Source organism: Pseudoalteromonas sp. Angola-30 (genome assembly GCF_028599215.1).
Classification (GTDB): Bacteria; Pseudomonadota; Gammaproteobacteria; order Enterobacterales; family Alteromonadaceae; genus Pseudoalteromonas; species Pseudoalteromonas atlantica.
In genome coordinates, this window is sequence record NZ_JAQREI010000013.1 from 103,700 (window position 1) to 128,149 (window position 24,450).

19 protein-coding genes are annotated in these 24,450 nt (G+C 38.2%); 10 read left to right on the forward strand and 9 right to left on the reverse strand.

The window, feature by feature from the left end:
• Positions 1–223 precede the first annotated feature (223 nt).
• The 3 genes from PSH54_RS15220 (at position 224) to PSH54_RS15230 (ending at position 3,727) form a co-directional block, all read left to right on the forward strand.
• Positions 224–1,252, forward strand: a complete 1,029-nt coding sequence (locus tag PSH54_RS15220; protein ID WP_273606510.1) for a tyrosine-type recombinase/integrase — start codon at positions 224–226, stop codon at positions 1,250–1,252.
• 77 nt (positions 1,253–1,329) lie between these two features.
• Positions 1,330–2,673 (forward strand): ATP-binding protein, encoded by a 1,344-nt coding sequence (locus tag PSH54_RS15225; protein WP_273606511.1) that lies wholly within the window; start codon positions 1,330–1,332, stop codon positions 2,671–2,673.
• Positions 2,674–2,857: 184 nt separating this feature from the next.
• Positions 2,858–3,727: a DNA replication terminus site-binding protein gene (locus PSH54_RS15230; protein WP_273606512.1), complete on the forward strand. Its 870-nt coding sequence runs from the start codon at positions 2,858–2,860 to the stop codon at positions 3,725–3,727.
• Between the two features lie 105 nt (positions 3,728–3,832).
• Here the strand turns inward: PSH54_RS15230 and PSH54_RS15235 are convergent, their stop codons facing one another.
• The 5 genes from PSH54_RS15235 to PSH54_RS15255 all read right to left on the reverse strand — a co-directional run bounded on the left by PSH54_RS15235 (position 3,833) and on the right by PSH54_RS15255 (position 11,039).
• On the reverse strand, positions 3,833–5,245 hold the full coding sequence (locus PSH54_RS15235) for a BNR-4 repeat-containing protein (RefSeq protein ID WP_273606513.1): 1,413 nt from the start codon (positions 5,243–5,245) through the stop codon (positions 3,833–3,835).
• A 178-nt stretch (positions 5,246–5,423) separates the two neighbouring features.
• Entirely contained in the window at positions 5,424–6,815 is a 1,392-nt protein-coding gene (locus tag PSH54_RS15240) for a BNR repeat-containing protein (RefSeq protein WP_273606514.1), read from the reverse strand.
• Positions 6,816–6,976: 161 nt separating this feature from the next.
• Complete coding sequence (locus tag PSH54_RS15245) at positions 6,977–8,449, reverse strand: sulfatase (RefSeq protein WP_273606515.1); 1,473 nt, start codon at positions 8,447–8,449, stop codon at positions 6,977–6,979.
• 99 nt (positions 8,450–8,548) lie between these two features.
• Positions 8,549–9,958 (reverse strand): sugar porter family MFS transporter, encoded by a 1,410-nt coding sequence (locus PSH54_RS15250; RefSeq protein WP_273606529.1) that lies wholly within the window; start codon positions 9,956–9,958, stop codon positions 8,549–8,551.
• A gap of 49 nt (positions 9,959–10,007) precedes the next feature.
• Positions 10,008–11,039, reverse strand: coding sequence for a LacI family DNA-binding transcriptional regulator (locus PSH54_RS15255; protein WP_273606516.1), 1,032 nt, complete (start codon positions 11,037–11,039; stop codon positions 10,008–10,010).
• 301 nt (positions 11,040–11,340) lie between these two features.
• Here PSH54_RS15255 and xylB point away from each other — a divergent pair, with 301 nt between their 5' ends.
• Both xylB and xylA read left to right on the forward strand, forming a co-directional pair.
• Positions 11,341–12,798 carry a xylulokinase gene (gene xylB / locus PSH54_RS15260; protein ID WP_273606517.1) on the forward strand — a complete coding sequence of 486 codons (1,458 nt, stop codon included), beginning with the start codon at positions 11,341–11,343 and terminating at the stop codon, positions 12,796–12,798.
• A 30-nt stretch (positions 12,799–12,828) separates the two neighbouring features.
• A complete protein-coding gene (xylA, locus tag PSH54_RS15265; protein WP_273606518.1) occupies positions 12,829–14,148 on the forward strand; it encodes a xylose isomerase in 1,320 nt (439 codons plus the stop codon).
• Positions 14,149–14,260: 112 nt separating this feature from the next.
• On the opposite strand, the gene PSH54_RS15270 is transcribed toward xylA, so the two are convergent.
• Entirely contained in the window at positions 14,261–15,712 is a 1,452-nt protein-coding gene (locus PSH54_RS15270) for a sulfatase (RefSeq protein ID WP_273606519.1), read from the reverse strand.
• Between the two features lie 139 nt (positions 15,713–15,851).
• Here PSH54_RS15270 and PSH54_RS15275 point away from each other — a divergent pair, with 139 nt between their 5' ends.
• From PSH54_RS15275 to PSH54_RS15295, 5 genes are all read left to right on the forward strand, one after another.
• On the forward strand, positions 15,852–16,088 hold the full coding sequence (locus PSH54_RS15275) for a hypothetical protein (RefSeq protein WP_273606520.1): 237 nt from the start codon (positions 15,852–15,854) through the stop codon (positions 16,086–16,088).
• Positions 16,089–16,096: 8 nt separating this feature from the next.
• Positions 16,097–17,011 carry a DUF4861 family protein gene (locus PSH54_RS15280; protein WP_273606521.1) on the forward strand — a complete coding sequence of 305 codons (915 nt, stop codon included), beginning with the start codon at positions 16,097–16,099 and terminating at the stop codon, positions 17,009–17,011.
• A 10-nt stretch (positions 17,012–17,021) separates the two neighbouring features.
• Positions 17,022–17,336, forward strand: coding sequence for an L-rhamnose mutarotase (rhaM, locus tag PSH54_RS15285; protein ID WP_273606522.1), 315 nt, complete (start codon positions 17,022–17,024; stop codon positions 17,334–17,336).
• A gap of 96 nt (positions 17,337–17,432) precedes the next feature.
• Positions 17,433–18,884, forward strand: a complete 1,452-nt coding sequence (locus PSH54_RS15290) for a tetratricopeptide repeat protein (protein WP_273606523.1) — start codon at positions 17,433–17,435, stop codon at positions 18,882–18,884.
• Between the two features lie 168 nt (positions 18,885–19,052).
• On the forward strand, positions 19,053–19,553 hold the full coding sequence (locus PSH54_RS15295; RefSeq protein ID WP_273606524.1) for a YgjV family protein: 501 nt from the start codon (positions 19,053–19,055) through the stop codon (positions 19,551–19,553).
• A gap of 432 nt (positions 19,554–19,985) precedes the next feature.
• Here the strand turns inward: PSH54_RS15295 and PSH54_RS15300 are convergent, their stop codons facing one another.
• From PSH54_RS15300 to PSH54_RS15310, 3 genes are all read right to left on the reverse strand, one after another.
• Positions 19,986–23,093, reverse strand: coding sequence for a TonB-dependent receptor (locus PSH54_RS15300; RefSeq protein ID WP_273606525.1), 3,108 nt, complete (start codon positions 23,091–23,093; stop codon positions 19,986–19,988).
• 379 nt (positions 23,094–23,472) lie between these two features.
• Positions 23,473–24,045 carry a gluconate 2-dehydrogenase subunit 3 family protein gene (locus tag PSH54_RS15305; protein WP_273606526.1) on the reverse strand — a complete coding sequence of 191 codons (573 nt, stop codon included), beginning with the start codon at positions 24,043–24,045 and terminating at the stop codon, positions 23,473–23,475.
• On the reverse strand, positions 24,038–24,450 hold a 413-nt coding region (locus PSH54_RS15310), incomplete at its 5' end, for a GMC family oxidoreductase (protein ID WP_273606527.1). The genes PSH54_RS15310 and PSH54_RS15305, both read right to left, overlap by 8 nt.

Below are 24,450 nucleotides of genomic sequence, written 5' to 3' on the forward strand. Positions count from 1 at the left end.
TTTGCAATTCCAAGTAAATTAGAAATAGCAAAGATCGCTTTTCTTCTTATATTTTATTTAATCTCCCTGTCCTATTTTGCTAATTTAAAGGCATCTCTTTAATTAAAATATTAGGATAGTAGCTAGAAAAAAACATTTTACCAGCAATTTAACATAATATATTAGTTTGTGTAAATGGACATTTACACAAGTAATGTTTAAGTGTATAAATATGTAGGTTAATATGTTGAAGGAAGTTGGGGGCATTATGAAAAGTAGGCTAAAAAAAATTATGAACCATGATGTTAAGCAATTGCCAACAACAAAACAGAATTTAATACATACTGTACGTGTTGATAATAAATGTCCGATATTTAACTACATACATTCATTAAATGCTGATACCTCAAAACAAACAGCAATACGTTGCTTACAAGCAATAGCAAAACACAATAACTATTCATCTTTTTACGATATTAATTGGCGCGAAATAACATCTGTAGATATAAATAGTTTAATTAATACATTAAAAGATAAAGACCTCTCACCAAAATCCATTTCACTTTACGTCTCTATAGCCAAAAGCGTATGCGAACACGCATATTTACTTGGCCAAATATCTCGCCTTCAGCTCGATGGGGTTTTAAAAGTTAAAGGTTCCACCGGTTCACGTATAAAAAAACATAAAGTAATTGATCGAAATGAATTTCAAGCTTTACTTCTACGCATTGAAACTAGCAACCCATTTAATAAAGTAAAACTAATAAGAGATAAAGCCATCTTTCACTTATTGATAGGTACTGGGCTCAGAAGAAATGAACTGGCAAATATTCAACTCTCCTCCTTAAATATCGAAATAAGTAAGCGACGTACTATTTTTATTAGCTCTCAATATATTAAGGTCGTTGGTAAAGGTAATAAAGAAAGATATATAGCGCTTCACCCTGTAACTAAAGCGGCTTTAGAAGACTGGATAAGTATAAGAGGCATACTGAGCGGCCCGATTTTCATAAAAGTATCCAAGAACGGTAGTTTTTCTATAAGAGAAAATAACTTTTTAACAGGAAATGCAATTTATGAGTTATGCAGAAAGTACAACACAGTTTCCCCTCATTCGTTAAGACGATCTTACGCGACCTGGCTTGATGATAAAGGAGTCAAAATTAGTCGTATTAGTAAGCTTTTAGGCCATGCGAAAGAAGTTACAACAGCTTTGTATATTGTTAATGATGAAGAGAAAGCTTATGAGGATGTTTTAAATAGCTTGTTTTAATGTTGATATATACTTATTATGACTACCGTAATAATAATTACTGTAATTTAAATGACAGTGTATTTGTGAGCTAATGTATGCAAAAATTTTATAATAGAGAAGTCCAGCTTAATAAGTTGCGAACGATCTCTGAGGAAATCGGACAATCTAAAGGTCGGTTAAGTGTCGTTGTTGGTCGTAGGCGTGTTGGAAAAACACGTTTACTTCATGAGGCTTTTCAAGGTATTGCGCAGAAACACCTTTATTTATTTGTAAGTCGAAAATCTGAAAGTGCATTAGTCAGCGAATTTTCAACTATATTGCAAAATGAATTGAACACAAAGTTCTTTAAGCCAGAGTCTTTGAAAGATATATATGAATACTTACTCGATTACTCCACACATACACCTATTACTGTCGTTATTGATGAGTTTCAGGATATTGAACGAGTAAATAGTAGCCTATTTTCAGACTTACAAAACCTCTGGGACGGATACAAAAATAAATCGATGATGCATTTGATTTGTTGCGGGTCTATGTACAATTTAATGACAAGGATCTTTAAGGATGAAAAGCAGCCATTACTTAACCGCGATGATTACTTTTTTAAAGTTAACCCTTTGGCGCCGAATTATATAAAAGCAATTATGAAGGATAACGATAAATATACTCCAAACGATATGCTTATTTGGTGGTGTTTATCTGGCGGTATACCTAAATACCTTGAGTGGCTAACTAATGCGGGTAGTTCACCTTTTGACACACTAATTTCAAATGGTTCGCCCTTAATAAAAGAGGGGATGCATCGACTTGTGGAAGATTTTGGCTCTGAGCACCGTGCATATTTTGATATTTTAGGGGCTATAGCCAGTGGCTACAATAGCCGGCCCCGGATAGAGAGTTATTTAGATACTAGTGTCGGCGTACACTTAGATAAGTTAGAAAAAGATTTTGATATCATTACTAAGCTCAGGCCGATTACTGCAAAAGAAAACTCTAGAGACATTCGCTATAAGATTGCAGATGAATTTTTAAGCTTTTGGTTTCGTTTTATATATAGTAACCGAAGTGCGGTTGAAATAGAGAACTACGACTTCATAAGACGCATAGTATATAGGGACTTTGATACGTATTCGGGTACCCAGTTAGAGGAATTATTTAAAGCTATTATTATAGAATCAAAGCAATTTAACAATATTGGTAGTTATTGGAATAGTAAAGGTGAAGATGAAATTGATATTGTTGCTATTAACGATTTAGATAAAGAAATTTTAATCGCTGAAGTTAAGCGCCAATACAAAAAGTATAGTGAGTCTAAACTAATACTGAAATCTAAGAGTCTACTGCAGAACTTAAACAAAAAGGGCTATAGAGTTTCATATAGAGGGTTTTCATTAGACAATTTAGATGATATTCAGAATGAGTTTAAAAAGGGAGCATGATCTCGCCCCTAACAATTAAATACCTGACTAATTTTAGCAAAGGTAACTAAAACAATTACTATACCATCATACTAAAATCTACTTTTAAGCTTCTTTCATTAAACGGTTACTATTTAAATTATCGGCTATACACCAGGGTAAAAGTCTGACATATTATTAATATTTAGTATGATGGTATAGTTTTATGTCTTTATATACGGAAATAGCTTATACGTATAATCAGCTAGTACAATTTACAGATTTACTAAACCAATCTTTATTGGAAACAGAAGTAATCCATGCGCAGTGCTATAAGTTACCTGCTGTAGCGGGTGATATGTCAGACTCAAGTGGGTGGGAATTCATCGAGCCAGAGTCTTTTACCGGCTTCACAGCTCTAAGTATGGCTACGGGTGCATTCTCTAGATTTACGCCAGATTACCAATACTCTGCGAAATACCCATTTCGTTTACCAGGAGTTATTCAATTAAACCCAGTGCATCGAGAGCGTATTTCAGAGCTAGTCTATCAATGCAATCACCTAAAATTAAAAATTAAAACTTTAATTAACTCAAGCACACTAAATCAAACAAAAAAACGTGAGTTAATACAGAGCGTATGCCCAAACGCAATTACACTTCAGATTTATCGCTTAATTAAAACTACTAGTTCACCTGTAAAGCGGGTTGGATTTACATGGTGTAATAAAAACAGCATGCGCAGAATAAGAAAAAGTGAGTTTCTAGACTATCTACAAAGAAGTAAGAATAATCCACCGTCAGGACAAACTAAGGCACAATGGGCTCCGTGGGTGGATAAAGAAATTGCTTTGATCAACAAAAAGGCTGGAGAATATGTGCGGATAAAACGTCCATTACCCATTGTGCCTAAGTTAAATATTTCCTTTATTGACGACACAAAAACAATTATGTTTTACGGGCATTTACCCGTTATCATTTTCACAGAGCAGCCAATAAAAATAAGGCCGCTTAAATGTTACATAAATGAAAGAAATAAAAAACAACTTTATGATTACCTAATTAAACGGCTATATGTTGTGAACTCACCCTCCTAGGAGGGTATTTTTAACCCAATTTGGTAGCTCCAAACTACCATCAACACAATGACTGGCACTTGCATTAGTTAATGTAAATACCATTCATCGTGTAACTGGCTTGTGTTAATTGCCAATTTCTGACTTTAAGCGGGTAATAGGGCCACTGTCGCCAACTAAATATACCTTTCTATTGGCTTTTCCTTTTTGTTTTTCTGCGACAATCATTCTAGCATCAGGGTGTCCATTCTTAATAATTGAGGTAATTGCCCAATTTGAATTACTGCGTCTGATAAGTTCATCACCTTTACTAAAAGTTTTGCCTGCATCACTGCTATTCCAATATGAAATTACAGCTTCTTTTCCCTCTTTAGATTCTAAAATAAAGCTTACATCTTTAGGGCTTTTAACTATAAAATCGCCACGGGTGTCATAATTTTTAGAGACAGACTTTAAATCAACGGCATCATTTGCAAGCCAATTATGACCATCCCAACGAATATGTGTTGTTTGCTTTGGCCCACCCGTTTTCATCCCAATGTCTTTACCAATATTAGTTGCTAAATGAGGGTGCCCATTAGAGTCTAAATGAACAGTACCATTAAAGGTCCATTTATCACCGGTATTCAAAGCAAGGGTCTTTTCATCTGCTACTTCACGAGTGATTGGAAGTGGAAGCTGCTCACCTTTTATGTTATGCCATTCGTCATTTTTAGTATCAAATGTCATGTAGTATGCATTATGTCGCTCAGTTGTGTGACCTCGCCCATTAATTCCAGCTTTCCCATCCCAGCAAACATGGTAATCGTAGCCAATTATAATTTCATCATTTATCCCTTTTTCTACCCATGCATACCAGCTATCCACAGCTTTAATATCATCTCGCCTTTTATGTTTTAAAAATGAAACTGGTTTTTCAAATGTACGCCCGTGGTCGGTAGATTTTTGATATACCCAATCACTTCGGTGCGCTCCATGCCTATAAAACAAATAAATATCACCATTATCCATTTTTACTGCTTGGTTATAAGTGCCGAACACAGGTATGGTATCTAGCTCTTCCCAGCTACTAATATCGTAAGGCTTTTTTGTAACTGCATGAATATTTCTACCGTAATGAATATTACCCAATGGGTTTTTACCATGTTTTGGCATGCCTCCATGACCACCAAAAAATACATGAATATAACCTAAATCGTCCATAAGAATAGTTGGTTTACCGTGATTATCTATTTTACTTTTTGATGGGTCTTTGCCCATGTCACTTATGCCAGCTTTGTATGGCCCTTTCCATTCTTTGGTCTCATGATTATAAGAAGCGACATAGGGATCTTCTAAGGGCCCTTGATACGAAACATACGTTACTCCGTCATGGTAAATACCTGCAGGGTGCTGAACGATGGCTAAAGGATTACCGATTGCATCATTGGCAAAGTAATCTACGTACTCATCATTACTAGATTTATTATGGCTACATCCAGCAAGAAGAAGTGCTATACATATAGAAATAACACTAAGTGGTTTTATTATTTTTTTCATTGTTGTCACCTGTGGTCTACTGATTATGAGTCAGAATCATTTAATGAACTGCTAATCTGATGAATATTGATTTAATATGACTTAAATTGCAAGTTAATAAGGTGGGTAGAGCTAAAATAGGTCAGCCATCATATAAGCCTATAATGGCTGAAGCGAAAAGCTACAAATAAAGAATTAGTCAGTTGCTATCGTTAATTCCACTCAGAATTAGTACACTCGGTTGAGATATATTGCCATGAGCACTGTCTCTATTACCAGGCTGTGTAAGCCAAGATAAGTAAAATTTTTTATCAAAAGCTGATGAGTCTCCTTTACCCTCAGCAACATGTTTTTCTAATTTAATTAATCCATTATCTTGTAATAAGTGGGGATTAGCAGCTTCAGTTGCAGCATTAATAATGGGAGGGTAAATGTCTGCTTCTTCAACTTTGATCCTTTTTAGGCTATCACTATCTAATATAAAACGCATAACATCATCATTTCGCCTTACTAATACCCCAATTTTATTATCCGCTAGCAATTCTGGAGCATACAGCCTAACCTTAAAGCGGCCTAATGATCCATGACCCCCAAATTCCCATCTAAACCCTTTCCAATCACTAATCTTTACCGCTTTCCAATCGGCTCCATCTTTACGTGCAACATACATTTGAGTGTCACCATTTTCATCGTACTTATGATATGAAATGATAGGTCGCTTCTTTTGATCAAAGCCAATTTTAACATTTCCATTAATCATCCCACCGAAGGGTGGGACAGGGTCAACAACCTCAGCATTTTTAGCAGTAATCGGTAACGAAATACCTTCACCGTTTGAATTTTGCCAATTAATTAGGTCTTCGCTTTTTGCATATGACAGGCTGTGATTAGTTGCTGCATTAGGCGTATTTCGCCATACCCAAATAAGGTGAAAAAAACCGTCGGGCCCAAGAGTTGGTCCTTCAAAATAACCGCTCATTTTACCTTCTCCATCTAAGAAAGTATTGGCGTATAACCTGCTCCATGACTTCGATTGAACATTATAAATGTTGTAAACTTCGCTACCATTTCCACTACCACCATCTCGATACTTTACGATAAGTTGATCTTGTTTGTTGCGAAGAAATACAGGGTAAGTCATTCTTTTTTCAAGTGACTTTTCAGCCATAACAGAGACACGCTTTAATGAACGTATATTCAATGGCTCTGACATACGAAAGTACTCGAGTGGATCAGCATGCATATTACCCATTACATGCAGGTAACCTTCAGAATCAAGTTCCATAGTGACATAGTTATGACTGTCCCACCCTAACCAACTATCAACTTTATAGTACCTCCATTTACCGCCTAACTGCCTATGTGCCACCGTCATTTGACGATTTGCATCATAATAAGCAACAAACTGTTGTTTGCCTCGAGTTAGTAAGTAAGGTTTAATTCTGTGCCCAGACCATACACGATCAACCGCTATTGAAGTAACTGTTCGATCTTGTTGACGTGATTGCGATGCAAAACTGATTAGAGCAGATAAAAAAACTAAGCAGCAAAGAAACATATATCTAGTTTTAAGGTTACGCTTTGAGTGCATAATAAATTTCTCTAAAATTGAAATAGATTTACTAAATTTGATATCTATTTATTTAAGCTAAAAAATAAAATATGGTGACAAACTCAGATATCACCTAAATATAAGTTTCTGCGATTTTGAGTTTACTATCCTATTATCTGAAATGACTTTTAGCCCGTTTACTACTCTCTGATTTGCGATAGCTTCTCAGCAATTAACCGCTGGTTAATGACCGCATCATATTCATGGTTAAGTTTTGTCGGAATATCGGCACCTATTCGCTGTTGCCATGTTTGCAGCTTTATTTTCAATTCCGCTACTTTGCCTGGTTTTTCGCTGGCAAGGTTATTCTTTTCAGCTAAGTCATTGGCTAAGTTATATAACTCAAAATCATTATTCTCAAAGTATTGGATCAGTTTCCAGTTACCACTTCTAATCGCGCTCCCCGGACGCGTTCTAAATAGTGGATCTTGCCCTTGGTCGGTTAGCGCATTATGAGCCTGTAAGTAAATAGGGAAATGCCAGAACAAATCACGCTCGGCAATTCTTTTTTTACCTAATAAGTGTTTCGTTAAATCAACACCATCTAATACTTGGTTAGGCTGTTTTGATTTAGTGATATTAACTAAAGTCGGATAAAGATCTGCATTAATTACTGGGGTATGATCAAGGCCTGGTTTAACTTTTTCTGGCCAACGAATAATTAATGGTACGCGTAAACCGCCGTCATAATAAGAGCCTTTACCGCCTCGAAGTGGCGTAGGGAAAGACGTCATGCGGTAACCACCATTATCAGAGGTAAAAATAACAACGGTATTATCGGCTAAACCTTCAGACGATAACATTTCCAGGATTCGGCCAACATTATCATCCATGTGTTCAACCATTGCAGCATAGGTTGCTTCTCGCTTACTTCTTATGCCTTTTTTATGATACTTATCCACTTTATCAATAACAGCTTGATAAGGAGTATGCACGGTATAATAAGGCACATAAGCAAAAAACGGTTGGTCTTTGCTTGATTTAACCCAGTCAATCACCTCGTTGGTTAAGCGATCGGTTAAATACTCACCTTCTGGGCCATCTTCAATGTTCGGTAATTTGTATGGGCTGAAGTAATGAAATGTCATACCTTGGTGACTACCGGCAACATTTACATCAAAACCTTGCTTATCAGGATCTGCGCCTAAATGCCATTTCCCAAAAGAACCAGTGCTATATCCTGCAGTTTTCAATGATTCCGCTATAGTAATTACATCTGTACTAAGCCCACGTTTATTCTTAATCGGGATTAACTTTCGCGCCTTCTCATTCCCTCTGGCTGAAGGAGACACCGTATAAACGCCATGACGTGGACCATATTGACCAGACATTAAAACAGCGCGACTTGGTGCACAATTAGCAGCACCCGCATAAGCTTGATCAAAACGTAAACCTTGTTTTGAAAGCTCATCAATATTAGGTGTCTCAAACAAGTCGGTTGTTTGGTTGTAACCTACGTCAGACCAACCTAAATCATCAACTACAATCATTAAAATATTTGGTTTTTTCGGCGTAGATGCCTGTGATAAATCAACAGCAGAGGCATTAGCTTTTCCACCACAGGCACTCAATAGCATTACGCATAAAGACATGGATATAGTATATAATTTCATGTTTTTCCTAGATTATAATTTGCCAACTATAAATTTTTTTTCGGGTAAAGGGTGGGGGTTTTACTTCATTCGCCCCACACAGTTGCATCAAATACAGATTTAGCCTTGCATATCCTCTAACTCTTTACCTTTTGTTTCATGTAAGAACATAAATACAAATACTACAGAAATGAGCGCACAAATCGCATAAAAACCATACGCTCCAGCAAGGCCAACACTAGTTAGCATAATAGGGAATGACCATGTTATTAAAAAATTAGCAATCCACTGTGCAAAACCTGCAACAGCAAGACCTGAACCTCGAATTTGATTAGGGAACATCTCGCCAAGCATTACCCACATAACAGGCCCCCAAGACAAGTTAAAGAAAAATACATAAGCATTTGCAGCCACTAAAGCCACAATTCCTTGTTCGCCTAACTCTAAACTACCCGAAGCCACTGTTTGAGCTTTAACAAAGGCATAAACCATCGTGAACAATGTCACAGTCATACCCACAGAGCCCACTAATAAAAATGGTTTTCTACCAATTTTGTCAATAAAGTACATTGTAATAAATACAGCGATAATACTTACAAGCCCACTAATAATATTAATTAGCAATGCATCAGATTCATTAAAGCCCGCAGCTTGCCAAAGCACGGCACCGTAATAAAAGACGACGTTTATACCAACTAATTGTTGAAATGTAGCCAGCCCGATACCGACCCAAACGATAGGGCGTAATTTATTTTTAGACTTATCAATTAAGTCTGATAGTTTGGGTTGGTGTTTATCGGTAGCTAATGATGCTTCTATTTCATTTCTTTTGATTAGAGCCGTTTCTTGGCCATATAAGTTCGATAGCACACGGACCGCTGACTCTTTTTTCCCAACCATCATTAAATAACGTGGGCTTTCCGGAATAAACAACAAAGCTATAAGAAATAAGCTGGCAGGAAGTAGTTCAACCCAAAACATCCAACGCCACGTTTCATAACCAAGCCAAAATAATTTAGTTGATCCTCCGGCAGTATCCGCTAAAAAGTAGTTACTTACAAAAGCACAAAACAAACCAAAAATAATAGCAACCTGCTGTAATGTGGAGAGTGTCCCTCGATATCTAGCTGGAGCAATCTCACTTATATAGGCAGGAGTCATCACAGAAGCAGCACCAACTGCTAGGCCTCCTAATACTCTATAGATGACAAACTCAATAGAAGCATCTGCAATACCTGAGCCCCAGGCACTGATAATAAAAAATACAGCTGCAAAAAGTAAAATGCGACGACGGCCGAATTTATCTGCCAACCGTCCTGCTGTAAACGCACCGATAGCACAACCTATAAGCATACTCGATACGTTAAAACCTGTGCCTACGCTGCTTGATCCAAACGCTGCTTGTAAACCATCGACGGTGCCATTTATCACACCACTGTCAAAACCAAACAAAAACCCGCCAATCGTTGCAGCAAAGCAAACCATGACAATTAAAAGTACATTCTCTTTATTGTTCATAAGTATCCATATTGTGTGTTGTTGTTCTTATACAAATTTTGAATAAAAGCTGGCTGCAACTTTATTTGATAGAGCTCGACTCTCTCTCTATCAATTCAAAATCTAAAATATGTCTTAATTCCAAACTTTTTAAATTGCTCTTATTGTCATATTGGCCAGAAGCAAGTAACGAAACTGACAATTCGGCCATTTCATTTATCGGCTGTTTAACGGTTGAAATATGCGGCCATACCGATCGAGCAAGCTGAGTATCATCAAAGCCAACCACTGAGAGAGCGCCTGGAATATTAATACCTTGTTGTTGTGCAATTGATATAACGGCTGCAGCCATATCATCATTTGCTGCGAATATCGCTGTAGGCTTATCATCTAATGCAAGTAACTTAACTGCAGCTTCCATTCCCGATTGGTAAGTAAAGCTTCCTTGCTCTATGTATTCTGGAGGGGTAATAATTTTATTAGAACGCAACGCATCTAAATATCCCTGATAGCGCAAACGACTTACACCCTGATTATTATTACCAATAATATGAGCAATTTTTTTATGACCCTGATTTATTAGCCTCTCTGTAACATCAAATGCAGCTTGATAATCGTCCATACAAATATAGGGAGAACTATTTAATTTAGTATCTGGCGTTATTCTCACAAATGGTACATTTGCTTTGGTAAGAACTTCTAGCACATCTTCGTTGTCACACATCGGTGGTAATAGAATCATCCCATCAACCTGCGTAACGTCTATTAGCTGTTTAACTGACTCTATCGTTTTATTAATATCTAAGTGGGCTTCATCTACAACCAGGTGATAACCCAAAGCACGACACTTTTTTAGTGCAGCTAAGAGAAACTGGCTGATATATGAGTCACTAGGATTATCGTATAACAAGCCAATAAAAAAAGATTTACTGCTCGCTAAACGTCTTGCAGACACATTAGGGTGGTAATTTAGCTTCTCAACAACCGCCATTACCTTTTCGCGAGTTTTATTGCTCACTTTTTTATCTTGGTTGAGTACTCGTGAAACCGTCATCATGGACACACCAGCTTGCTCAGCTACATCTTGAATTCTTGTTCTTCTAGGCTCAGCCATGTTTTTAATTACCTATTAATAATCTTTTTATTGATATATAGCGCTTGCCTATCGATAGCTTTCAGGACGCACGCTTAAAACGGCTGTTTCCATACCGATTGTTGGACATCTTATTATTATTTTCCACACATGGAAGTGTTAGCGGTAACAATAAAGCACAAAAAACAAAGCGGCGCAACAACGCATCCTAATGAAAAGTTCAATAAAGACTCTATTAATGGCTAATTAAACACAACTATTGACTTAACATCAAGCGATCGCTTATGTTAGCGCTAACACAAATAGATGGTAAATTTTGATTATGTTCCTTGGTATCGATTTAGGCACTTCAGGTGTAAAAGTAATTATTTTAGACGAGCAAGACCAATTGCTTGCTCAAGCAAGTGGATCTTTAAGCGTTTCACGACCAGCCCCTCTTTTTTCAGAGCAAAACCCTGAAGATTGGTGGCTTGCTACCTGTAGTGCAATCGAGGAGCTTAAAAATACTCATCCTGCATTACTAAAATCGGTAAAAGCTGTAGGCCTTTCTGGGCAAATGCATGGCGCAACGCTGCTTGATAAAAACAATAATATTATTCGCCCAGCCATTTTATGGAACGACGGGCGCAGTGCTGCACAATGTGTAGAGCTTGAAAAACGCGAACCTAACTCTCGTAACATTACCGGCAACATAGCAATGCCAGGTTTTACTGCGCCTAAATTGGTGTGGTTAAAAGAGTTTGAACCAGAAAACTTTGCAAAAGTAGCCAAAGTATTACTACCAAAAGACTACCTACGCTTTCTAATGACCGGCGATTTTGCATCAGACATGTCTGACTCAGCGGGCACACTGTGGCTAGACGTAGAAAAAAGAGCATGGTCGCAAAAAATGCTCAGCGCCTGCGACTTAACAGAGCTACACATGCCTACCCTTTTTGAAGGCACACAAATTACGGGCAAATTAACAGCCCAAGTAGCTGCTAAATGGGGAATGGAGCAAGTACCTGTTGTGGCAGGCGGTGGCGATAATGCCGCAGGCGCTGCCGGTGTTGGCATAGTTAGGCCTAAAAAAGCATTTTTATCGTTAGGTACTTCGGGCGTTTACTTTGTTGCCAACGAAAAATACCTGCCTAACCCAGAAGGTGCTGTACATACTTTTTGTCATTGTATTGAAAACACCTGGCACCAAATGTCAGTGGTGTTAAGCGCAGCAAGCTGTTTAACCTGGGTAACTAAATTAACTGGTTTTAAAAACGAAGGCGCACTCCTTGAACAAGTAAGTAAATGCGACTTTAGCAAACCAAGCTCCGTGATATTTTTACCTTATTTAACTGGCGAGCGTACGCCGCATAATAACCCCGATGCCAAAGGCGTGTTTTTTGGTTTAGACAGCGACACCGATGCAGCAGCTCTTGGCCGCGCAGTACTCGAGGGCGTTGCTTTTGCCTTTGCCGATGGCCAACAAGTACTGCTTGATGCTGGCGCACAAATTGACGATGTAACCGTTATTGGTGGTGGCGCTAAAAGCCCACTGTGGGGAAAAATCATCGCAAGTGTACTCAACCGCCCCCTAATTTACCGAGAAGGCTCAGAAGTTGGCCCCGCATTTGGCGCTGCAAGACTTGCCCGAATAGCAGTAACACAACTCTCTGCACAACAAGTGTGTGTTAACGGCAAAGTAACGCAAATCATTGAGCCAGATCCAATCATGCAAGACTTTTACGCACAGCAATACACGACATACAAAGCACTTTATCAAAGTGTAAAAACATACTTTTAAAACACTATTATAAAATTAATGGAGCACAAAATGAGCGAGCAATTTTTTACAAACGTTGAAAAAATTAAATTTGAGGGTGAAAACTCTAAAAACCCATTTGCATTTCGTTACTACGACGAAAACAAAGTCGTTCTTGGTAAAACAATGAAAGAGCACCTTCGTTTTGCAGCTTGTTATTGGCATAATTTTTGTTCTACAGGGTTCGATATTTTTGGTGAAGGTACGTTTGACCGCCCTTGGATCCAACCTGTAGGCAACCAATTAGAACTTGCTGAACAAAAAGTAAAAGTAGCCTTTGAATTTTTCGAAAAACTAGGCGTTCCTTACTTTTGTTTTCATGATGTTGATATTGCACCTGAGGGTAAAACACTACAAGAAAGCCACGATAACGTAACGCACATAGCAAACATTATAGAAAAAGAAATGCAGCGTACAGGTGTAAAATTACTTTGGGGTACTGCTAACTTATTCTCAAACAAACGTTTTTGTGCCGGTGGTGCAACAAATCCTAATCCTAATACGTATGCATATGCAGCAGCGCAAGTTAAACATGCAATGGAAATTACGCATCGTTTAGGCGGTGAAAACTACGTACTTTGGGGTGGTCGTGAAGGTTACGACACACTACTAAATACAGACCTTGCGCAAGAAAGCGAGCAGTACGCACGCTTTTTGAAAATGGTGGTAGAACACAAGAAAAAAATTGGCTTTAAAGGCACATTATTAATTGAGCCAAAACCACAAGAGCCAACTAAGCACCAGTACGATTACGATACAGCAACAGTGGCAGGCTTTCTACACAAGCACGGCTTACAAGACGAAATTAAAGTAAACATTGAAGCAAACCACGCAACACTTGCGGGTCATAGCTTCCACCACGAAATTGCAGTTGCTTGCGCAGAAGGCATTATGGGTAGTATTGATGCTAACCGTGGCGATATGCAAAACGGTTGGGATACTGACCAATTTCCTAACGATGTAGCTGAGTGCACACTTGTTGTTTACGAAATTTTAAAAATGGGTGGTTTTACAACGGGCGGCTTCAACTTTGATACTAAACTTCGCCGTCAATCGTGTGAACGCGATGATTTATTCATCGGTCACATTGGTGGTATGGATACGATGGCAAAAGCATTACTCAATGCAGCAGCAATGATTGAAGGCGGCGAGCTTTCTGACTTTGTAGAAAAACGTTACGCAGGCTGGAAAGAAGACCTAGGCCAAAGCATTTTAAAAGGTGAACAATCATTGGAAAGTCTAGCTTCGTTCGTTCATGAGAATAATATTGACCCTAAGCAAGTCTCTGGTCGTCAGGAGCTACTTGAGAATATTGTAAATCGCTACGTTTAAATTTAAATGAACTCCCCTTAACTAAAAAGCTAAGGGGGCTCAATATTAAAACTAATAAGCCATTAGCAAGTTACTACTCTCTAATCTAATGGCTTTTATCTCTATTCTTTCATTAATGCTTTTTAGTCAGCTCTGAGAAGTATGTATTGCCGGTATAATCAGAAACAGCTGACCATTCAGCATTTTCTTTGGGCAAAAAGCCAATTAAACGCTTTTTAATTGCTTGGTATTTATCTAAAGTAGCGACATTGTTCCACTCATTTTCATCATTCTCATGATCGTATAACTCTTCTGTTCCATCTTCGTAACGGATATAGCGATACCGGTCTGTCCTAATTGCATGGTTATTTGGCCCATAAGTCGTTACTGCCGCATGTTCCCACTGCGCATCTGGTTTCCTTAGCAATGGTGATAAGTCTTGCCCTTCATTTAGAGGGTTATCAGGCAAACCACACATTTTGATCAATGTAGGATACAAATCCAAGAGACTAACAGGGCGATTACTCACTTGTTTGGTCGAAGACTTTGGCGGTTTAATTATCAACGGTGTTCGAGTGGCCCTTTCCCATAAAGCCATTTTAGCAAATTTACTTTTTTCGCCTAACTGATAGCCATGATCTCCCCACAATACTACTGCTGTATTTTCTGCGTACTGACTATTTTCAAGCGCATCCAGAACTGTGCCGATACAAGAGTCGACAAACGAAATACTAGCTAAATAAGCTTGTACCATGTTTTTCCATTCATCATTTTCTATCGCCCACTCTGTAGTGGGCATCATAGGTAATTCGGTGACAGCTTTTGCAATCTCGGGGACATCATTTAAGTCACCTTTAAAATAAGGTGGTAACTCAATTCCTTCGATAGGGTGCATATCAAACCACTTTTTTGGTACATGCCAAGGAACATGTGGACGAAGAAACCCGCCAACCATAAAAAATGGTTTATCGTAATCTTCTCCTAACTGTTCCGCTAGCCATTGTGCGGATTCAAAATCAGGCATTTGCTCATCAGTATCAGGAAACGCACCCCAGTCGGTATTTGTTCTGGGATCGTGCCACTTCATTCTTTCTGGAGGATAAGGACCAAACCCTTTGGCTCGGCCACCATATTTATCAAAGCTGGCATCAGCTACTCTCTTATGAAAAACCTTACCCACTGCGGCAGTATAATAACCATGTTGACTAAAATACTCGCTTAAAAAGATTGACTGACTTGCTTTATCATTTGCAGACTTAATATCATTGTCTTCAACGTGCCCATAAATCCCCGTAGTCGATGGCGCCAAGCCTGTCATAATACTAGCACGCGATGGGCCACACAGTGGTGCTGGTGCATGCGCATTGGTAAACACAGTGCCCACATTGGCCAAACGATCGATATTAGGGGTTTTAGTACTAGCATGGCCTCCTAGTGGACCAATCCAGTCATTTAAATCATCAATAATGAGCATTAACACATTTGGGTATTCTTTTTTTAATTGTGTTAACCAGTTTAACTCGCATCCAGTTAACGACGTTGCAGCTAAACCAGCGCTACCAATAAGAAACTGACGCCTATTCATTGTATGCATTTCCTTTTATTTTTAACGAAATTTAGTTTAATGCATATGCGGCACATCCTGTTGCAATGTCAATCATAATAATGCAATATCAATCATCTTTATGCAATAAGTTATTTTATCTACAGTAGGAGACACTCAAATGCTTTCTGGTTCGGAAAAAAATAAAGTTAGAAAAGCAAAAACGCGTCCAGATAAACAAAATATTTATATTACTGCCGCCTTAATTATTGCTACAACCATAAATATTATCTACTCCATTCCAGAAACAGCGGCTATGCCTCCTCCTGTAAACAATCATGATTCATCAAAAACCCTGCAAGATAAAAATACTTGTTCCGCCAGCACTGTTAGCTGCTCACAAACACACAACTCATAGGGATTTCTATGTATAAACTTAAAAAAATAAAGTCACCTTTCTTTATCTTAGCTGCAAGCTATTTGGTTTTATCAGGTTGCTCTGTAGAGAGTACTTCTATCTCAAAGCCCAATAAGTCATATGATAAAGAAGTTAAAGCTTACGCTAAATTTGTCCCAAAAAGACAGGACGATTTTGCATGGGAAAATGACAAAGTTGCGTTTAGAGTTTATGGTCCTGCGGCACCATTAAAAGGCCATGCCAGTGGTGTTGATGCATGGTTAAAAAAAGTAGACTACTCGATTATCGATAAATGGTATGAAGAAACTTTTAATCAAACCGGTTCGTATCACACAGATACGGGTGAAGGCTACGACCCATACCATGTAGGTATTAGCCGTGGTGTTGGCGGCTCTGCTATTTGGGTTGATGGTAAAGACTACACTGCTCACAATTATAAAAATTATAAAATACACGAAAACGGTCCAGAGAAAGTTGTATTTACTTTAGAATATGAATTTCAAACACCATTAGGGCGTGTTAATGAATCAAAAACAATCTCATTACCAATGGGTTCCAACTTATATCAAGTGAACTCAGTGTTTAAGCTAGATGGTAAACCTGCTTCACTTCCGATTGCCATCGGTATTACTACCCATGATGGAAAAGCCACTGTAGCTCATAATAAAAGCGCAGGGAGAATTTCCGCTTGGGAAGAATTTGATACCAAGGCTTTAGGCACTGGTGTCATTATTGAGCCTAAAAAAGTACAAGATATTAAACATATATCTAAAGAAACAAAAGATGAGAGTCATATTTGGCTTTTCACTAATTCAGAAGAAAATGGCTCACTTGAATACTATGCAGGGTTTGCATGGGAAGCTGCTGGTGAAATTACAACTCAGACACAATGGCAGAGCTACTTGGATAATTTTAATAAATAGGGACACAAACATGGAAAAAATTGCATTCACTATGACCTTACTACCTGGCCATGAAGCTGAGTACGAAAAGCGCCATGACGAAATATGGCCTGAGCTTGTGACAGAGTTAAAAAATGCAGGGGTTTCTGATTACTCAATATTTCATGACCCAATATCAAATAAACTTTTTGCTGTATTAAAAAGAGAAGACAACCACACAATGGACGCACTACCTTTAGCGCCAATTGTAAAGAAGTGGTGGGCATATATGGCTGATATTATGGAAACGAACGACGATAATTCCCCTGTTATTACCCCTATTAACCAGGTATTCCACTTAGGTTAATGCAATAAAAATTCAAAGCCTCATAAAGTCAATTATGAGGCTTTATTCTACAAGTAATTGGTTCTTCGCAGCGGCATTATCTATATTGGAAATCTAATGAGAACAACAATAAGATGGTTATTATTGGCTACGGTAATAAATACATTTACATTACAGGCTGCCGATATTCTAAAAACTGATGGTTATTTCACTGCTCAAAAATATGAATTGGCGAAAGCTGGCTATATGGACGCTGCGAAGCTAGGTAATCCACATGCATATTATCAGTTAGCAAGAATGTACGCTAAAGGCTTGGGAGTAGAACAAGATGTTATCACTGCTCTTATTTACTACTCTTTAGCAGCTGAATATGATTATTTTGATGCACAAAAAGTGATAGATAACACACTAGCGGCTCTAGCACCTGAAACAAAAACAGCTTTTAGCAAGATAATGAACGACTATAAAGCAAAGCTTGGTAAACAAGCTATTGATGCTAAGTACTTCCCTGTCGTTCTAGATAATTCGTTGCCTACAAAAATTACTTTTGACGGCCGTGAGAAGTTAAAGCGTACTTTCTATAGTGATGACTTCATGGAAGATTCAATTGCTAGTTTAAATAACTTAGCCATTGAAGAAGGTGGAAATGAAGATGCCACTTATATGTCTACCCCTAAAGAACCTTATCTAATATTAGATATTGATATTGCTGCCGATGGATCTATTCGTAATTATTTTGAAGTGCAAAACATTGGTGGGTCTGCTGCAAGGCTGATTAACGAATTTATTCTCTTCCCTCAACCGAAACCATCGATAAATAATCAACAGACAAATTTTGTTCACAGAGTGTTTCTTGGTGCAGCCGTTTATTCAAGATCGATATTGATTGATAAAAACGAGGCGATGTACGCACAAATATTACGCACCTCTAAAAAGTTAGCAAATGGAACAAAGCTTAACGAACGATATCAGTACGCGATGGCATTACTCAACTTCCCTTGGCTCACTTCTAACCCACAAGAAGCAGAACAAAAACTATTAGCTCTAGCAAAACAAGGCCACCCTAGTGCGATGTTTGAATACGGGATGTTACTTTACCGTGAACAGCGAAATATTCCTGAAGCAATTAATTGGATATCCCAGTCAAGCAAATATGGCCTTGTTCGTGCCGAGTTTCGCTTAGCAATGATTTTAAATTCGAGCCCTTGGGTGCTACAAGATCAAAGCAAAGCGTTATTTTGGTTTTCGTCTGCAATGAGCAAAGGTCATATAAATTCAGCAATTCGAGCTATTGATATTAAGCTCACAGCCAAGGATAAGTTTTTGCTGGATATTGAATCGGCCGTGCAAGATTTGAAAAATATTGAACATCAACATGGCAATAATCCTGAGTACTACTATTTGTTGGCGTTGTCTTACCGTGATAGGGATGCAAGAGATTTTAGCCAATTTGTTAGAAATATGCGCACAGCAATTAGTAGAGGTAACTCTGCAAATTGGGACACTCGTGAATGGCAGTCTCTATTAGAAAAATCGACCGTTGGTACAGTGTATATAACAGACGAATAGCCTAGTTTATGTTATTGCCATCGTAGGTGAATGCCCTGCTGCACTTTCAAGCATCACCAGCACACATGAATAAAGCAGTCAATTATTTCCCTGTAAATCTGTTTTAGTCTATTAAGGCTGTTTAATTATTACTGCTTCATGCAATTAGCGATATTTAAAGGAGAATATGTGTTTGATAGTTATTTTGCACAAGCTTTAGGGTTTGTAAGTTACATCCTAGCAATGCTGTGTTTTACCCAAAAAGATGACCGCCGCTTTAAAATTATGATGATTTTAATGAACTTAAATCATGCACTACACTTTTACTTATTAAATGCAGTAACTTCCTCACTATGCTGTTTATTCGCAGCAGGACGAACAGCAACTTCATTACAAACAAAAGCGAAATGGGTCGCTGGCTTATTCATTATACTTACCGCATTTATTGGGTATCTAACAGTAAACCAATGGACAGACTATATCGCTATAGCGGGGTCATGCATAGGTACGTACGCTTTATTTTGTCTCAATGGGATCAAGATGCGCTGGGTTGTATTTGTGGGCTCATGTTTATGGCTTATAAACAATATTATTGTCGGCTCTCTAGGTGGTATATTACTGGAAGCCACTGTAATTATCCTCAACTTAATAACTATTTATAAATTGTATAAACTCAACTTTCGAGCTTAGTTACTTATCTTTGCGTTCACTATATGAACTCAACCCTTCCCCTGTCGCAATAGTTCATTATTCTACTTGATTATAACGCTTTATCTATTTAAATCACTTTATGAGCTTTAGCTATTTTACTGCGAATAGTGTTTAGATAATTGGATATGCATAGCCCCACATTTATCTTCACTAGTCTTTATTAAGCTTAGTTTTATAAACGATTGCTAGTTACTGCAGTCTAAAAGGTAGTGCCCTTTAGCTAAGCAAATTTAAATATCCACCAAATATATATGCACTTTAAAGTTTGAGCATACTTAAGCACTCTATCTTTAGCATAGATTATTAAGCAAACAATCTCTTAGTATTGCTAAGTTAATTCATTTATGACCTTATGGAATGAAAAAAGCCTAACAATAAATTATTAGGCTTTAAAAGTAACTTAATTTTTACTTAGAAGCTGTAGCTAAAGCTCACTTCATAAATACGCCCAGTGTAATCAACACGCGAAACCGCCTTTTCGTTATTACCCCAGTACTCATAACGTTGCTCATCAGTAAGGTTATAACCTCTTAAATAAGCTCTGAAATTATTAGTGAACTTATATGAAGTTACTAAATCTAAACGGCCTGTTGCTTTTTGCACACGAGGCTGTACGCCTAAGTAAGAGTTTTGACCTTTCAAGTATGAGTCGTCTTTCCAGTTATAAGCAACCCTTACGCTAAACCCATCGTTTTCGTAGTAACCTATTGCATTGAACGATTCAGGTGCAACAGAATACAATGTACTTTCTTCGGTACCATCTTGGTCAATGTAAGTGTAGTTAAATACACCACCGAAACCGTTCCAAGGGTATGGTAAAAAGTCTAGCTTTTGCTGAATAGCTAGTTCAATACCTGTTAACTCAATGGTTTCATCATCGTTAAACTTCTCGTTGATTCTAACAGACCGAAAGTTTTCCGTGCCATCATCGCCAGTAAATGGTTCAACCTGTGTACAAACAAAACCACCTGTAGCTGGGTTATCTTCACGAACCACATCGCTACCTAACGCTTCAATTATAAGCGGGTCGCCTTCAGGGCAGCTTTCTCTATCCTCAAAAAAGCCCGTAAGTTCTTTATAAAATACGCCTACAGATATAGCACTACCGTCACGGTTATACCACTCTAATGACATATCGTAGTTATCTGCATCATATGGTTTTACAAAACTTGCTGGTTTATCAACTGTTACACTTGTATTACCGCCTCTTACCTCTGTAGTTGGCGTCATTACACGAAGGTTCGGGCGAACAAACCCTTTACTATATGCTGTACGCAAAACAAGGTCTTCACGTAAATCAAAAGCAAAGTTAACTGATGGTAACCAGTGATCGTAATCATCACTTATTTTAGTATCTACTAAAACATCGCCGGCACTTCGGTCACGTCTAATACCATTAAAGTCGTTATTTGTGTGAACATAACGCATACCAACATTACCGGTCCACATTACATCGCCAAGCTCACCACTTAAATCGGTCATAACGTAAGCTGCTGTTATTGTCTGCTCAACATCAAAGTTTGTTGCATACCTTTGTGGATGTGGGCCGTTAAAACGTTCATAAAAACCTGTATTACCAGCTTTGATACCGCCTTCAAGATCGGCAATTCCATCAGTCAAAGCTGCAATGTGAGATAAGTTTTCAAACGTTCTCCAGCCGCTATCCGCACCAAATGTGCCAGGGAAGTTACCGTTAAAAAATTCACTTTGTCCGTCAGACAAAAGTGAGTCACTAATAGCAGAACTACCTACTGCATTAGCATTTACGCCAGCCGCGCCAATCCCTTGGTCAAAGTTTTCTAATACCTCACGGCTATATCTTGCACCAAACTTAATAGAGCCAAAATTTAGAACATCCCCAAAGCCAAAGTCTACATAGCGCTTAGCATCAAACTCACCGCTTGTCATTTTACGGATAGGGTTATCTATCCTACCGGTAATGTAGTGGCTTAGTCGTCTGTTATCATTTAAAGCATCCGCTGTTGTTAAAGATAATGCATTTAAAGCTGTTGGGCTTTGCCAATCTACGTCGTAGTTGTAATTATCCCAGCCTGTTGCATCGATAAATGCACGATCTAAATTACCTTCACCAGAATCTAATTGGATGTCGATTCCTGTAGGGACAGTAGCTACATTTACACCATTAACTTTTGTTGTCGCCTTATGATGGCCAGTATGCCTAAAGTCCAAGCCGATATTTTGAAAATTATTCTCTGACTCAGAATGGGTTAGCATAGCATTAAAGGTCCAATCATCTACAACGTAGTCACCATATAAAAATAGGCCTTTTGCCTCTTCAAAGAAAGTCGTTTCACGGTTTGTAAACAGATACTCGCCATCCGTAATCGCTGTTTTGCTTACAGCATAAACTGGAGTGCCATCTTCAAGAGTGTCGTAGATAAATGGAGCCGTGTTCATGTCTGGCTCTATCATATAAAACCGATCACTATTTTGCGGCTTGTTTTGATTATAGCCTGCGCTAAATTGTGCATCTTGTTTTGTACCACTATCAAGATCACGCTTAGTATAAAGTAAATGCGCACCAACGGTCATATCACTAGTAGGTCGCCATTCTATATTACCCGTAAAAGAAATACGGTCGCCTTCACTATACTCTGATACATTTCTTAATGAAGATGGACTGCGAATAGCGGCGCCTTCTGGGATACCATATTTAGCACGGTAAGCATCAATTGTAGTGGAGTTTACGCGTAAGTTTGCATCTGTAGCAGCATCATTTTGTCCAATTAATGGCGCGTAATTTGTGAAGTTTGCAGTATCTCTGCGGAATGTTTGCCCTGAACCTGCGGCTTTAAAAGCGATTGCAAGTTCATTTTCAATAAGGTGTTTGCTCATAGAGAACTTAATAGACTCATCCCACTTTTGGGTTAACTCTTCATAACGCCCACCGACACTAACATTATATTTGCCATCTGGTTTGGCAAGTGCACGCTGTAGCTGTTTATCTACAACACCGGCTATACCACCCGCCTGCATGTCAGCTGTCGCAGCTTTAATAACGGTCACACCATCAAAAACACTCGCTTCAAATGCAGAGAATGGGTTACTTGAACCCACATCGCTAAAGCTACGACTAGGAGTTGCAAAACTTTGGCCTGCCGAAGTTGTTTTTACGAAACCGCCCCCTAAGCCACGTAAGCTAATTTCTGACTGTCGGCCTTCGCCAGAGCGTTCAATTTGCACACCAGGTACAGCCTGAAGAGCCTCACCTAAATCTAAAGCAGGTAGTGCATTTATGTCAGATGCTGAAATAGCATCAACTATAGATGGGGCATCACGCTTAGTATTTAACGCATTTTCTAAAGAACCACGGATCCCTTGCACCTCAATAACTTCAAATTCGTCTTTTTCCTTTTCAACTGCTGATTTTTGATTGTCATCAATCGCTTGCTTAACTTCTTGGGCCAAAATTGAAGGTGCAAATAAAGTTAAAGCTAAACCTAACGAGCCACCTATTAATTGCGTAGAGGCGAGTTTTTTATTCTCTTTATTAAACATTGTAATCCCCATATATTGTGTGTGTGTGTCTACTATTTTCAAATTAGCCTATTGCTTACATCCTGAATTTAACAACCTAAACCGCTAATTAACAATACCGTAACACAAGAAAACCCAACTTTAAATCAAAAATAATCACTTTCGGTCTTTTTATTTAAATAGAATTCAAAAACAATAACTTATAGAAACATAACGCTATATTTAAAATAATTAACTATCTTTTAATTTATAAAAAAACAAGTTATTTAAATATATCCCTTTGTAAACATAACACCTATATGACTGAACTTGACCGCCAATGACTGAGGGCGCTTATCTTGCTCATTAAAAAGGCCATCATAGTAATGGCCTTTTTAATGAGTAGTTAATTTGTATAAACCTAAACTGTTCTCCCTCTTCTATTATAAGTATCAAATTCTTCTTTAATGATATCGCCTCTGTAAGTACCGGGAACTAACATAAAATCGGGGTTCGCCTCTTCTGAAGTGTAGAAAATATGGAATATCATCTCTTTAAGTTTACGGTAGCTTTTTGATAACTCAGTTGAGCGTTCAGCAAAAGAACGCTGATCAAGCTTATTGAGCAAAAGCTCTCTATCTGCTTTCGCTGCACTTTGGTAATTAACTTTAAAACTTGATTGAGCAATTAAATCTATCTGTTTAATAATAAAATTATACTGTTGCTTAGTTTCACTACCAGCCCAACTGATCATGAGCGCATCGAGAACATCTATAACCTTTGCATCAGTAGCTCCTGGTGTATCTGTTCTGGGTATCATTATTTCAGCCATATCGCTCAAAATAGTCATTTCTTTTGCAGTAAAGAAACGCCCATTTTGAGAAAAAACAGATAATGAATTTACAGTATTGAAAATAGATGCCCATACAGGGGTAGCTACAAAATATACTGATGCTCCGATAAACAAGCGACGACTTATATTAACTTTAGACATAATTCCCCTTTTGCACTCGGCCTTTAAAAATTAGTTTTGCTGCGTAATCGACAGCTCGAGCAGTAATAGCCATATAAGTCAATGAAGGGTTTTGAGTGGCGCAAGACGACATGCAGGCACCATCGGTTACAAACAAGTTGGGGACATCATGGCTTTGCGCCCATTTATTTAAAACGGATGTTTTAGGATCTTCGCCCATACAGGCACCTCCCATTTCATGCACTCGATCGCCAACAGCAATTGGCTTTGTTTCAGGAAATTCGTTTACTTTAATATCCACACACCCCCCAGCCGTAAGTATTTCTTTTATATCTATTGCAGCTTGCTTAATAATCTTGCGTTCGTTTTCTCTTATTCGAGCATCAATATGCAATATAGGAATACCCCATTGATCTTTTTCTGTAG